Annotated in this window: 11 protein-coding genes and 1 riboswitch; of the genes, 1 reads left to right on the top strand and 10 read right to left on the bottom strand. The window is 36.8% G+C overall.

Annotated elements, in window-relative coordinates:
* Positions 1 to 35 precede the first annotated feature (35 nt).
* From AB9L17_RS12000 to AB9L17_RS11955, 10 genes are all read right to left on the bottom strand, one after another.
* Complete coding sequence (locus AB9L17_RS12000) at positions 36 to 233, bottom strand: DUF6501 family protein (RefSeq protein ID WP_068984183.1); 198 nt, start codon at positions 231 to 233, stop codon at positions 36 to 38.
* Between the two features lie 274 nt (positions 234 to 507).
* Positions 508 to 1239: an amino acid ABC transporter ATP-binding protein gene (locus tag AB9L17_RS11995; protein ID WP_068984182.1), complete on the bottom strand. Its 732-nt coding sequence runs from the start codon at positions 1237 to 1239 to the stop codon at positions 508 to 510.
* 12 nt (positions 1240 to 1251) lie between these two features.
* Positions 1252 to 1977 (bottom strand): amino acid ABC transporter permease, encoded by a 726-nt coding sequence (locus AB9L17_RS11990; protein WP_068984181.1) that lies wholly within the window; start codon positions 1975 to 1977, stop codon positions 1252 to 1254.
* A 186-nt stretch (positions 1978 to 2163) separates the two neighbouring features.
* Positions 2164 to 3018 (bottom strand): transporter substrate-binding domain-containing protein, encoded by an 855-nt coding sequence (locus AB9L17_RS11985; protein ID WP_375200710.1) that lies wholly within the window; start codon positions 3016 to 3018, stop codon positions 2164 to 2166.
* Between the two features lie 117 nt (positions 3019 to 3135).
* Positions 3136 to 3322, bottom strand: a riboswitch (Lysine riboswitch).
* A 121-nt stretch (positions 3323 to 3443) separates the two neighbouring features.
* The gene (locus AB9L17_RS11980) at positions 3444 to 3638 is read right to left on the bottom strand and encodes a hypothetical protein (RefSeq protein WP_375200709.1); all 195 of its coding nucleotides are present in this window, start codon (positions 3636 to 3638) and stop codon (positions 3444 to 3446) included.
* A gap of 75 nt (positions 3639 to 3713) precedes the next feature.
* Positions 3714 to 4955, bottom strand: a complete 1242-nt coding sequence (gene odhB, locus AB9L17_RS11975) for a 2-oxoglutarate dehydrogenase complex dihydrolipoyllysine-residue succinyltransferase (protein WP_223554386.1) — start codon at positions 4953 to 4955, stop codon at positions 3714 to 3716.
* A gap of 95 nt (positions 4956 to 5050) precedes the next feature.
* Positions 5051 to 7873: a 2-oxoglutarate dehydrogenase E1 component gene (locus tag AB9L17_RS11970; protein WP_068984178.1), complete on the bottom strand. Its 2823-nt coding sequence runs from the start codon at positions 7871 to 7873 to the stop codon at positions 5051 to 5053.
* Positions 7874 to 8105: 232 nt separating this feature from the next.
* Positions 8106 to 9491, bottom strand: coding sequence for a sensor histidine kinase (locus AB9L17_RS11965; protein ID WP_068984177.1), 1386 nt, complete (start codon positions 9489 to 9491; stop codon positions 8106 to 8108).
* On the bottom strand, positions 9488 to 10162 hold the full coding sequence (locus tag AB9L17_RS11960; protein ID WP_068984176.1) for a response regulator transcription factor: 675 nt from the start codon (positions 10160 to 10162) through the stop codon (positions 9488 to 9490). Before AB9L17_RS11960 ends, AB9L17_RS11965 begins: the two co-directional genes overlap by 4 nt.
* 115 nt (positions 10163 to 10277) lie before the next feature.
* Positions 10278 to 12305, bottom strand: a complete 2028-nt coding sequence (locus AB9L17_RS11955; protein ID WP_223554385.1) for a diguanylate cyclase domain-containing protein — start codon at positions 12303 to 12305, stop codon at positions 10278 to 10280.
* Positions 12306 to 13043: 738 nt separating this feature from the next.
* Between AB9L17_RS11955 and AB9L17_RS11950 the strand changes: the two genes are divergently transcribed.
* The gene (locus AB9L17_RS11950) at positions 13044 to 13592 is read left to right on the top strand and encodes a GNAT family N-acetyltransferase (RefSeq protein ID WP_068984174.1); all 549 of its coding nucleotides are present in this window, start codon (positions 13044 to 13046) and stop codon (positions 13590 to 13592) included.
* Positions 13593 to 13595 lie beyond the last annotated feature (3 nt).

The following is a 13595-nucleotide window of genomic DNA, read 5'->3' as shown; positions in this document are numbered from 1 at the left end:
TGGACGCCATTACGCCAAGGAGAAATTGATTTTTATTATTCAAAATAATCTTTATAGTAGCCACCGATATTACCAGTGTTATCGATAATAAAAACGAATTCTTCTGTTTCATTTTTTACATCATATTGTTTCCCTACTGTTAATACGTTTGATACTAAATATTTTGATGCATTTGTATGCTTACATGTAACTGCGCGTAGTGTTGGTGCATCTTTCCATTTTAAATGTAACATAATCTCTCTACCTTTCTTTACTAGCATGAAGCTAATGTCTAATGCTTATTTTATAATATTTTTGTTCTTTTGTGGAGAAAAAAACCATAGAAGTCCGTTTTTTCATCCAATTATATAATTAAATCTTAACTTCGAGGTGTTATTATGAGCTTTGGTGGTGTACCGCAATGGTTTTTTATCATTGCCGTAGCATTTGCAATTTGCTTTGTTTTATATGCAGAGTGGAATTCTAGAAAATAAGTGAGCCCATTCATCTGGACTCACTTTTTTGAAATTATTTTAGTGTACGTTTTAAAAACTCTTTTGTACGTTCATGTTGAGGGTTTATTAATACCTGTGATGGTGGACCCTCTTCTACAATAACACCTTTATCCATAAATACAACACGATCAGCTACTTCTTTAGCAAATTCCATTTCATGTGTAACAATTAACATCGTATTGCCACCATCCGCTAGCTGGCGCATAACCTTCAACACTTCCCCAACCATCTCTGGATCTAATGCAGACGTAGGTTCATCGAATAGCATCACATCGGGGTTCATGGACAATGCGCGAGCAATCGCTACTCGCTGTTTTTGCCCACCAGATAGCTGACGAGGCTTTGCATTGACATATTGATCCATGCCAACGATGTGCAAATATTTTAAAGCAATTTTCTCGGCCTCTGCCTTTGAACGCTTTAATACTTTCACTTGTCCAACCGTACAATTATTTAACACATTATGATTATTGAATAAGTTAAATTGCTGGAATACCATCCCTAAATGTGTACGGTATTCTTGGATATTATGCTTTTCGTCTAAAATATTTTCACCTTTATAAATAATTTGACCACCACTAGGCATTTCTAGTAGATTAATGCAGCGCAGTAGTGTTGATTTACCTGATCCTGAAGAACCGATTAAACAGACAACCTCACCCTTTTCTACTTGAAAATTGACGTCCTTTAACACTTGGTTACGCCCAAATGATTTACTTAAATGCTCTATTTTAATAACGGCCATTTGTTCGTCCCCCTATATTGCTTCTTTCTGTTCTTTTTGATAAGCATCTGGTCCATCAAGTCGTCTTTCTACATATAGTAAAATCCTTGATGCTGTAAATGTCATGATGAAGTACATGACACAAGCTACGAAGAATGATTCAAAATAGCGGAAGTTATTACCTGCGATCGATTTTGTTTGGAAGAATAATTCCGTAACACCGATCACATTTAATACTGCTGTATCTTTAATATTCATAATTAATTGATTACCTGTTGCAGGCAATACATTTCTCGCAACTTGTGGTAAGACTACATTTAGCATGATTTGAAAATGATTCATACCGATTGCTGAAGCAGCCTCATACTGTCCTTTATCAATCGATACAATACCACCACGTACAATTTCCGCCATATAAGCCCCAGTATTCAATGAAACGACTAAAATACCTGCTGTAATAAAGTGCATATCAATACCAAATGCCATATCTAATCCGAAAAATACAACCATTGCTTGTACAATCATTGGTGTACCACGGAAGAATTCAACATAGCATGTTAGTATAAAATTAATGATCTTTAAGCTATAGTATTTTACACCCTTTTTACGAACCTTAATAGTATGCATAATTCCGATGAAAAATCCGATAAGTGCACCAATAATTGTACTAATAATCGAAATAAGTAATGTATAATACGCACCTCGTAAAAACATTTGCCAGTTGTTCTCAACAATTGAAATAATCCATTCAAGACTCATGATGTGCCTCCTTACAACGTCGTGTTGTTTGCTTGTTTTTTTGCCTTAGCTATTTTATTGCAACTTACTTTTTCTTATTATTTTATGATTCTATTAGCTAGGACATTATCATTATTTAAAGAGGTACTCATTGAATAATGATGAAAAGATATTGCACGGACTAAGCAAGTAGTCCGTGCAGTCTTATTATTGTGCTGCAGGTTGTTGATGAATTGCTTCTTCCATTATTTTTTGACGATCATCTTCAGAAATACCTTTTAGAATTTCATTGATTTTACCTAGATTTTCATCACCTTTACGTAAACCAACTGCGATAGAAGTGTTTGAAATATCTGTATCAAAGCCTTCTTCAAATTTTACATATGTGAACTTATCATTTGCTGCAGCAGCGGAAATTCCTTCTGGACGTTCTGCTACATAGCCATCAATTTTTTCAGCTTCTAAGGCTACACGCATAGCAGGGAAGTTATCCATTGCAGTTTGTTTTTGAACGTCTTTGATCTGATCTATTACATCGTAGTTAGATGTGTTTAATTGTGATGTGATTTTAGCTCCTGAAAAATCTTGGATTGATTTTGCTTTTTCATACTTACTACCTTTTTTAATAACCATAACAAAATCAGATGTATAGTAATTTTCAGTGAAATCAATTGTTTTCTTACGCTCATCAGTAGGTGACATCCCCGCAACAATGGCATCAATTTTATTTGATTGTAGTGCAGGTACTAAACCATCCCACTCCATTTTCACAATGACCAATTCTTTGCCTAAGCCTTCAGCAATTTTTTTCGCCATTTGCACATCGTAGCCGCCCGCATATTCAGCATTATCCGCGATTTTTACTGCACCATTTGCATCATCTTGTTGCGTCCAGTTAAATGGAGCATAACCTGCTTCCATCCCAACACGGAATTCACCTCCGCCATCTTTATCTGCACCAGCATCACCTGTTGCTTCATCCTTTTTGTCGCCAGAACCACATGCTGCCAACATAATTGCAGTCATTACCGTTAACATTAATAACAACCATTTTCTTTTCATGAAAAACTCCCCTTTTCTGTAAAAAAATAAGACAACTGTACAAAAAAAGACCTAAGAATTGAACTTAGGTCTTACTTTAATTAACAGTTGCCCAAATCCTCACTATAATTTCCATGTATCCGAGATAGCACAACCTAGTAAATCTGGAAAATAATTCACTAGGACAGTCCTGCACTTATTCACTGCAGACCCAGCATAAAAGTACGAGCTCCTTTTATACTTCGGCGGTAGTTCCTTCTCCATTGCGTCTTCGCTTGCTTATACTCAACAATGAACTAATAAATACCGCGCCTCTACCTCACCGTAGAACAAATGTGAGGTTTGTTTATTTAATTGATACTAAGATACTACAATAAAAGTAAGATATTCGTCAAGATAATTTTATCATTTTTCTGATTTTTTACAATATTAGGGTATTAATCTTCTTATACCCATTGCCTATTTTTGAAAAATTGAAAATCATTATTGTATTTTTTGGTACAATCTTTAACATTTATTACCAAACTCAAATTCCGTCGCTTCGGGTTCCTATCCGTCACTTCGACTATTCTTTCCGTCGTTTCGATTGCTTTATCCGTCACTTCGACTATTCTTTCCGTTGCTCTAGCTTTTTTATCCATCGTTCCCTTCAATGTTCAACAAAAAGAAAAAACCCTGCGAAACAAAGTTCGCAGGGTTTAAATATGATTTTGGTATTAAGAATTTAATAATAAATCTTCTGGGTTTTCAAGTAATTCTTTTACAGTTTTAAGGAAACCTACAGAATCTTTACCATCGATAATACGGTGGTCATAAGAAAGTGCTAAGTACATCATTGGGCGAATTTCTACTTCACCATTCACTTCAACTGGACGTTTTTTGATTGTGTGCATACCTAGGATACCAGCTTGTGTACCATTCATGATAGGTGTAGACATTAATGAACCGAATACCCCACCGTTTGTAATTGTGAATGAGCCACCTGAAAGATCTGCTAAACCTAATTTTTTGTCACGTGCTTTTTTCGCTAGGTCTGCAATTGAATCTTCAATTTCAGCGAAGTTTTTGCGGTCAGCGTCACGTACAACTGGTACTACTAAACCTTCTTCTGTTGATACAGCTACACCGATATCAAAGAAGTTGTTTAAGTGAATTTCGTCACCAACGATTTGCGCGTTCACATATGGATATTTTTTAAGTGCAGCAACTACTGCTTTAGTGAAGAATGACATGAAACCAAGTTTAGAGCCAGTTGACTCGAAGAATTGGTCTTTTTTACGAGAACGTAATGCCATAACGTTTGTCATATCTACTTCGTTAAATGTTGTTAACATTGCAGTAGATTGTTTTACTTCAAGTAAGCGTTTTGCAATTGTTTGGCGACGACGGCTCATTTTTTCAACTGTCACACGTGATTCATCTACAGCTGCAACTGCTTTAGGTGCTGCTGGAGCTGCTTGTGGTGCTGCTACTGGAGCTGTACCATGAGCTGCAACGTCTTGTACACGTACACGTCCTTGTGGATCTACTGGAGATACAGCAGCAAGGTCAATACCTTTTTCACGAGCAAGTTTACGTGCTGCTGGAGATGCGATTACACGCTCTCCAGAAGTTTCTACAACAACTGGAGCTGCTGCAACAGGAGCTGGAGCTGCTTGTGGCGCTGCAGGAGCTGGTGTTGCTTCAACTGGAGCCGCTGCAACAGGAGCTGGAGCTGCACCTTCGCCAGCTTCTACAACTGCGATTACTTGACCTACAAGTACTGTATCGCCTTCTTCAGCTAAAATTTGAGTTAATACACCCGCTTCTTCAGAAATGATTTCAGCGTTTACTTTATCTGTTTCAAGTTCAACGATGAATTCACCTTTTTCAACGCGATCGCCCACTTTTTTTACCCACTGTGCGATACTACCTTCTGTAATCGATTCTGCTAATTCAGGGACTTTAATTTCAGCCACTTTCATTTCCTCCTTTGATTAACGTGCATTATGTGCACATAAAAGGGCTACTGCCTAAGCAAGTAGCCCGGCTTTTAAAATTATTATGTGATTGATTATTTAACTTTTACAGGCTCAGCAACTGCTTCTTCTACAAGTGCGGCTTGAGCTGCTTTATGAGAATCTGCATCACCTTCAGAAGTAGAGCTCATTGCAGGACGACCTACATAACGTAACTTTTTACCTTCAGAAAGGTCATATAATGTTTCTAATGCATAATTCCAAGTACCTTGGTTTTTAGGTTCTTCTTGTACCCAAACAACTTCTTTTACGTTAGGATACTTAGCAATAATACCAGCAACTTGCTCTTTTGGGAATGGGTAAAGTTGTTCTACACGTACAATGTGTAAGTGATCGAAGCCTTCACCGTCTTTAATACGGTCTGCGATGTCGATCATTACTTTACCTGTTCCTAATACAACGCGCTCAACAGCTTCTGGTTTTGAACCTAGACCAGGTTGCTCAATTACTTCTTGGAATGAGCCATTTGCTAATTGATCAGCATTTGCAGCAGCTAATGGGTGACGAAGTAGGAATTTAGGTGATACCACTACAAGCGGACGAACACCTTCTGTTCCTAATAATGCTGCTTGACGACGTAATAAGTGGTAGTAGTTGCCTGCATTTGAACAGTTTGCAACGAACCAGTTATTTTCAGCTGACATTTGTAAATAACGTTCCATACGGCTAGATGAGTGTTCTGGCCCTTGACCTTCATAACCATGCGGTAAAAGCATTACTAAACCAGATTTTTGACCCCATTTAGCACGTGCACCTGAAATAAAGTTATCGAACATTACTTGTGCCATGTTTGCAAAGTCACCGAATTGAGCTTCCCAAACTGATAATACATGGTCATTTTCTAAATTATAACCATATTCAAAGCCTACTACCCCTGCTTCTGTCAGTGGAGAGTTGTGCACTGTAAATGAAGCATTTGCACCTGAAATATGGTGAAGTGGCGTGAATAAGTTACCATTGTTTTTGTCATGTAACACTAAGTGGCGTTGAGAGAACGTACCACGTTGTGCATCTTGACCTGTAAAACGTACTGGTGTGCCATCTTGGATAATTGTTGCATAAGCTAAAGTTTCTGCATGACCCCAGTCGATTTTTGCAGAAGCAAATGCATCACGGCGTTTTTCTAAAATTTTGCCAAGTTTTTTCTGTGGTTCGAAGTTTTCTTCAAACACTAAAAGCTCTTCATTAATTTTTTCTAAACGTTCCGCACCAACTGCTGTGTCAATTTGTGGGAATTCCACTTTTAATTCTTCTGGCATTTCTAGATGTTTGTGCTCATCTTTAGCTGCCATTTCTTTTACGTGGTCATAAGCTGCTTGCATTTCTGCATAGATAGCTGTATCTAAAGCTGCTACATCAGCAGCAGAAACAACACCTTCAGCTGCTAATTGTGCACCATATAAAGCACGAACTGGTTCATGTTTAGCAACTAATTTGTATGTTTCCGGGTTTGTAACAGTTGGATCATCCGTTTCATTGTGACCGTGACGGCGATAACCAATTAGGTCTACGACGATATCCTTACCGAATTTTTGACGGTAGTTAGCTGCGAAACGACCTACTAAAGCAACTGACTCAGGGCTATCTGCATTTACGTGCACAACTGGCACTTCGTAACCTTTTGCAGGGTCAGAAGAGTAAACAGATGAGCGAGAGTCTTGTAGTTCAGTTGTAAATCCAATCATGTTGTTAGCAATGATGTGAATTGTACCACCAGTCGTGAACCCTTCTGTTTTTGCAAAGTTTAATACTTCTGTTACGATCCCTTGACCTGGGAATGCAGCGTCACCATGTACAAGAATACCTAATCCTTTTGTGCGGTTATGAATCGCTTGCCCTGGCTTAGAAGTATCATCTTGTGCTCCACGAGTAGTACCTAAAACAACTGGATTTCCTACTTCTAAGTGAGATGGGTTGTAAGCAAGTTTAACATTCATACCAGATTCACGGTTGTAAGAAGCACCCATGTGATATTTTACATCACCTGTCCAGCCTTTAGTTATTTCAAGGCGACCATCTTCTGGTAAAAATAATTCATTAGACACGTGTGCAAAGTCAGAGAACATCATGTCGTATGGTTTATTTAAAATATGTGTTAACACATTTAAACGACCACGGTGAGCCATTCCAATACGTACTTTTTCTACGTTATATGCTTCAGATGTTTTTAAAATTTCATCGAATAGAACGATTTGAGTATCTAAACCTTCACCAGAGAAACGCTTTTGACCTACAAAAGTTTTGTGGATAAACTTCTCGAAGTTTTCAACACGAGTTAAACGGTCTAATAATGCTTTTTTCTCATCAGAAGCTAATGTTTGTTTAAATGAACCTGATTCAATTTGTGCTTGAATCCAATCACGTTCTTCTGTTGCTACTACGTGATTATATTCAAATGCTACTTTTTCTGTATAAACAGATTTTAAGTAATCGATTGCATCCTTACCATTTTTCACGTTTGCTGGCACATCTTTGAAGAAGACAGCTGCAGGAATTTCAGCTAAATCTGCAGCGCTTAAGTTGAACGCGCTTTCTTCAATTTGAGCTGTTTGTAGTTCACGGTTTTTCAGAGGGTAAATATCTGCCGCTAAATGGCCGTGTGTACGAATTGCATCTGCTAGTTTCACAGCTGCTAACACTTTTTTGTAATCGCCAGCAGGAGCTGCTGCATTACTAGCTACAGCTACTTCACCTTCAACTACTACTGGTGCACCAAATTGTTGGAATAATAATACTAACTCCGGTTCTACTTCTTCAGGAGACTGTAAGAATAAGTCGTATTGCTCCATCACATATCCTAGGTTAGGACCAGAGAAAGCTGACCATGGAGAACTTACAGTTGTAACGTTGTTCGACATGAAAAATGACCTCCAAATTTTGCCTTTCGGCAGTTCCATTAATTAAATTGCAATTAATTATATAATATTTTTCTGTTCTTTAAAAGGATGTTTAACACAACTTATCCATTATTTAAAGAACGTTTTTTCCATCTCAATCTTACTACTCTTCACAAAAAATACAACTCTTTTTATCAAATTAAGCAAATTTTTTCGCAAAGGCTAAAATAATTAAATAAAGTGTGGATTTTTCTTAATATTTTAGCGGGAATTTTAAGAAGAAAACGGTTCCAACGTTTTTCTCACTCTTGACTTCTACAGTACCATTATATTTTTCAAGCAACATTTTGGTAATACTAAGTCCTAAGCCCGTACCGCCTATTTGACGATTTCTAGCCTCATCAACTCGATAAAAGCGATCGAAAATGAAAGGAATGTTTTCTTCCGCTATCCCAATTCCATTATCTTCTATTTTTAACAATGCTTCCTTATCAGAAGCGGATAGTGAAATTTGAATCTCCGGAATTATTTCACAATAACGAATTGCGTTTTCTATTATATTACGAACAATTTGACTCAGTGCATTTTCCGTAATGAATAAATGACCTATTTCTTCGTTTTTCGACAGCGTTATTCGAGCTTCTGGGTGAAGATATTGTATCTCTTCTATTACCCCTGTAATAACCGTTACTGCGTCAGCCTCACTCGTGTCATCTTTTTCTTCACGACGTGCAAGCTCCAATAGTTCTTCAATCATTTTACGCATCCGTGCAATTTCTGTTAGGGAAGTATCAATAGATTCTTCCAAAATTTCTGGATCATCCTTCCCCCATCTTTTCAATAGAGAGAGATGTCCTTCGATTGCCTGAATTGGCGTACGTAGCTCATGAGAAGCATCTGCGACAAATTGCTGTTGTTTTGTAAATGAAATTTGCAGTTCATCCATCATTGCATTGTACATCTTCAATAAATCACCAATCTCATCATGTGAAGTGTACGTTAATTGAATGGGCTCATTAAATCCCTTATCCATAACCGTTTTCATGGATGAACGTAACGCATGTAATGGTTGCATTAAATAGTTAGCAAGATAATAACCTATCGAGGCTGATAACAACAATGCTCCTAAACCTGCTATAAGCATCGCCGTTAATAAATAGTGCATCAATGATTGGAACCCTGTCAGTGGATGAATAATTTGAATATAGCCTTGAAAGAAACCTAGCTGAATTGGTACATTTATGACAAAGGCATCCTCATTATCAATCGTCACTTCCATAATTTCTTGCATTGAGGTAATGGGTGCAGCCTGTGAAGCATTATTAATACGTAAAATCTCTACACCATCTAAATTGAACACTCTAACAGTTTGATCACGATCGACAATGGAATTTAATAACCCTGTGTTTTGTTGAATTTGCTGAATTGTAAGATTGGGTCCTTGTGACTCTAAAAAAGACACCAAATCATCGCTTGTCCGTTTGATTTTACTTTCCTCGTCATGTAATAGCCATGTATGGAGCGAAATATAAACGACAATACAAATAATCGTATAGCTAAAAAATATTACAGCACTCGATGTTAGCATCCATTTTCTTTGTAAGGGTTGATGAACTAAATAATCTCTCAATCTTTTCATTCACGCATCACGTACCCAACCCCACGAACGGTTTCTATATAGGCATTCATATCTCCCGGTAGTTTTGTTCGTAAATGTCGGATATATACATCTACAACATTTGTCTCTATATCCGTATCATACCCCCAAACAGAGGTTAAAATGAGCTCTCGTGTACAAACTTTATTTTTATGCTCGATTAATAGTTTAAGTAAATCGTATTCCGTTTTCGTCAAATCAAGCTTAGTCCCCTGCACGGATACTTCATAGGCCGCTATATCGATTTCGATATCACGAAAACATAATGATTCTGCACTTTTTTCATCAGGTGTTACCCGACGTAAAATAGTCCGAATTCTTGCTAGTAGTTCTTCAATCGCAAATGGTTTTACTATGTAGTCATCTGCACCGGCATCTAAGCCCGCTACACGATCCATCACAGCATCTCGTGCCGTTAACAATATAATTGGTACCTTTGATTGCGTACGTATTCGGCGACAAATCTCAATACCATTTATCCCCGGAAGCATAACATCTAATAACAGAACATCAAAATTTTCAGATGACGCCAGTGCAAGTCCTTCACGTCCATCAAAAGCGACCAATACTTCATAGCCCTCATGCTTTAATTCGAGCTCCACAAAGCGCGCGATATGCTTCTCATCTTCCACTAAAAGTATCTTTTTAGGCATTCCATCACCTTCTTTTCTAAAAATAACGATAAGGATTTCCTCCTTAGCACTGTTATAGCATAACATCAAACAAAAAGTCTGTACCACAAGCAATTACTTGTTTGTACAGACTTTTTTAATGTGCATCAGCAATATAGAAATTATTTTTCCCTAATTCCTTCGCTTTATATAAGGCTTGATCCGCTATTTCTAGCAATTCATTTAATGTAGTACCGTGATCCGGATAATAAGCGATTCCAATAGAGGCAGTTGGGGAAAAATGATGATTTTCGATGATCCAACCTTTTTTTAGTTCATTACGGATGCGATTATAAATGTGCATGATTTGAGTATACCTCTTGTCATCATCCCGAGTTAAACCTGTTAAGACGATGATAAATTCATCGCCGCCAATGCGAATAACTAAATCATGACTACGTACAGCAGTATTTAAAACTTGGCCAAACTTCTGGATAAAATCATCCCCTGTATCATGGCCGTAACAATCATTAACATTTTTAAAGTCATCCCCATCGATATAGAGAATAGCTAAACACACAAGTTGTTCTTGTGCTTGTGTCAGTAATTTGGGGAACTCCTTTTGTAAAAAACGACGATTTGGTAGCTGTGTTAACGTATCGTGATAAGCTAAATATAATAGATCACTCTCCCGCTCCTTACGACGGGTTATTTCACGGGACACCATCATAATTTGTGAAACTTTTTCGCGCTCAGGATCATGTACGACTGTTGCATTTCCTTCAGTCCAAACAGGCGTACCGTCCTTTGCTTTAAGCAGTAGCTCAAACTGCGTATCTGTTTGACCCGAATAATTATTTAGAAATGTTTGCCACGCCTTCTTACTTTCGTCCTCGATCATAATACTGTAAAACTGCCCTTGCAATTCTCCGTTTTCGTACCCTAAGAAAATCTCATAGGATGGCGAAGCATAAATAATGATGCCATCCTCGTTAGTAATGACAATCAAATCATTTGTATTTTCTGTTATGAGACGAAATGTTCGTTCAATATTTTTCAATTCCGTTAACATTCTTTTCTTGTCTGTAATATCATAGTTAATGGATAAATACTGTTCTGTCTTGCCAAATTCATTTTTTAATGGAACTATAGCTGCTTCTACCCAGTAATCAGCGTAATATTTTGTACGGTAGCACAATTCCCCTCGCCAAATTTCCCCCGCTCCAACCGATGCATTAATCGATTGTATGAAGTCCTCCGTATGATATCGAGGTTTGATTAAATGATAAGATTGACCAATTAGTTCTTCTGCCGTGAAACCAGACGCTTTTAAAAATAGATCATTAACTTCTACAATTTTTCCATCCATATCAAAAACAGCAATAGACGTTGCAGAATTTAGTGCAGCTTTAAAAACCTCTAAACCATGCGATTTTGAGCGTAACTCCGCTTTTTGTTGAGTGAATTGTGTGAAATCCTGCATGATAAGAAAAATAGCGAAAGAGTTATCTCCTTGCATCAAATGAGAGAGCGAAAGTAAATACGTGCGCTCTTTTTTATCCAGTGTATGAAGCTTGATGAGTTTTTCTCCAATATTTTCGCCCATTGCTGCCCTTTGTAAATAGTTTTGTATGTTTTCTACCTCATCTTTAGGAACAATTGGTAAATCCACGAATAATTTGTGTTTGACCGTTTCATTATCTAAATCAAAGTCCTCCATGAAGCTGGAATTCACTTCATAAATAGCTCCTTCAGCTGATAGGATGACCGTAGAAAAAAAGGCATGATCAAACATAGAGCGCATAAATAAAAACTTATCTTCAATACTGCGATCATAAAGAATCTCTTTTGTTATAGCTAAAATATAGTCTTCATTATTATTTTTAAACGGACGAACAGATGTCTCATATTTACGAACTTCAGATTTAACATAAGCATAATCAACATAATCAACTTGACTATGCTTCGCAATTGCTTGATTGTAATTCTCTAGAATTATCGAAAAATTACGACTCGAGGTACATGTAGAAAGCATTTTCCCAATCGCCTCATGTGATAACAAAGCTCGAGCTGCTTGATTTAAGCGAATATATTGATAATCGTCTCCCACTCTTTTCATTAGAAAGACAAAATCTTTGCCAATAAACAATTCATTAAAAAATTCTTCACTTAAAAGATATTCCATGCTGTCACCCCCATAAGTCGATCATATAAAAATAAAATTTCAGTGTGTTGATTAACCATTTTTTATCCATCCTAATTAATTAGAAGATGCTGATTTTCGCACGGGCTACTTGCTTTCCCAAGGGAGTCAAGTAGCCCTACGCTACAATCAGTTGAAAATAGGAATATATTTCAAAATAGCAATAAAAAACTTTTTATTACTCCATAATAAACCTATTTTTTTCCTAATCAACACGATTGAAAAAATTTATTAATATTGTTTGTTTATACAAAAAATCAATACTACTATTATAACATATTATCAAGGAATCACCTTTTCCAAACCGAAAAAATTGTATCCTTTTCAGGGTATTTTTTGATATTTTACCTCTTTTGAAGAAAAAATATAATTCTAAAGAAACACTATTTAAATATTTTTATACAGAAAATTGTTATTTTAGCCTTAAATCTCCTAAAAATTAGTGTATAACAATTAATCTTTCAGAATTTACTGACTAATATATTTATTTTTTGTTTTTTCGTGGAAAATGATTGCATAAAGCAGTAAGAATGTTATATTATATTAAAAAAACTAGCCTTTTTTCGGTATGGGCGAAAAATCAGTAAGACAGCGGGAAATTATGGATATCATAGTTATAACGTCTAGTTCTTTGGGTTTTAATTCCAGTACGAATTGTAGTTTTCTTCTTTATGTTTCAACGGAATTGTTTTAACTACCCTAGTAAAGGAGGCGTTTCGTATGCTTAAACATCGAGACCTTCATGAATGTACAGAGCTTTATGAGCTATTATCACACCCTTCTGTTTTCCCATTTGTCCGTCAGAAAGCCACGTCAGCTGATGAATACTGGTTTATGACAAAACAACTGATTGAAGAGGAAGCGAAGGGACTCGCTATTTCTAGGACCATTACTGATGATTGGGGTCAACCAATCGGCACCATTAGCATTCATGATGTTGAGGACGGTGCAGGCTTTTTAGGAACGTGGATTGGACTCCCTTATCAAGGTAAAGGATATAACCAAAAGGCAAAAATGCTTTTTTTGAATGAACTCTTTTATGATTATAACTTCCATACGGTATTTCTCCGTATTCGTGTTGAAAATATAAAATCACAGCGCGCAGCCTTAAAGCTACCTTATGTCGTTTGTGCAAACGAAGATCACCCGACATTATTAGCACAGGTAAACAAAGGCGAAGCACAATTTAATTTATTTAAAATTCCAAAAGACTTGTTCTATTTGACAACAGCCTATCAGACGCAAGAAGGCGAAGAGCAAGCAATGTAATCT

Origin of the sequence: Lysinibacillus sp. RS11 (assembly GCF_042019215.1) — a bacterium.
Taxonomy (GTDB): domain Bacteria; phylum Bacillota; class Bacilli; order Bacillales_A; family Planococcaceae; genus Lysinibacillus; species Lysinibacillus xylanilyticus_A.
The sequence above is the reverse complement of the archived record's forward strand: the minus strand, read 5'-3'. Positions and strand labels throughout refer to the sequence as shown.

Bases quoted from the DNA above. Each gene is read 5' to 3' on its own strand.
- AB9L17_RS11970 (WP_068984178.1), bottom strand. From the start codon at position 7,873: ATGTCGAACAACGTTACAACTGTAAGTTCTCCATGGTCAGCTTTCTCT.
- AB9L17_RS11985 (WP_375200710.1), bottom strand. From the start codon at position 3,018: ATGAAAAGAAAATGGTTGTTATTAATGTTAACGGTAATGACTGCAATT.
- AB9L17_RS11955 (WP_223554385.1), bottom strand. From the start codon at position 12,305: ATGGAATATCTTTTAAGTGAAGAATTTTTTAATGAATTGTTTATTGGC.
- AB9L17_RS11950 (WP_068984174.1), top strand. From the start codon at position 13,044: ATGCTTAAACATCGAGACCTTCATGAATGTACAGAGCTTTATGAGCTA.
- AB9L17_RS11960 (WP_068984176.1), bottom strand. From the start codon at position 10,162: ATGCCTAAAAAGATACTTTTAGTGGAAGATGAGAAGCATATCGCGCGC.
- AB9L17_RS11990 (WP_068984181.1), bottom strand. From the start codon at position 1,977: ATGAGTCTTGAATGGATTATTTCAATTGTTGAGAACAACTGGCAAATG.
- AB9L17_RS12000 (WP_068984183.1), bottom strand. From the start codon at position 233: ATGTTACATTTAAAATGGAAAGATGCACCAACACTACGCGCAGTTACA.
- AB9L17_RS11995 (WP_068984182.1), bottom strand. From the start codon at position 1,239: ATGGCCGTTATTAAAATAGAGCATTTAAGTAAATCATTTGGGCGTAAC.
- AB9L17_RS11965 (WP_068984177.1), bottom strand. From the start codon at position 9,491: ATGAAAAGATTGAGAGATTATTTAGTTCATCAACCCTTACAAAGAAAA.
- AB9L17_RS11980 (WP_375200709.1), bottom strand. From the start codon at position 3,638: ATGGATAAAAAAGCTAGAGCAACGGAAAGAATAGTCGAAGTGACGGAT.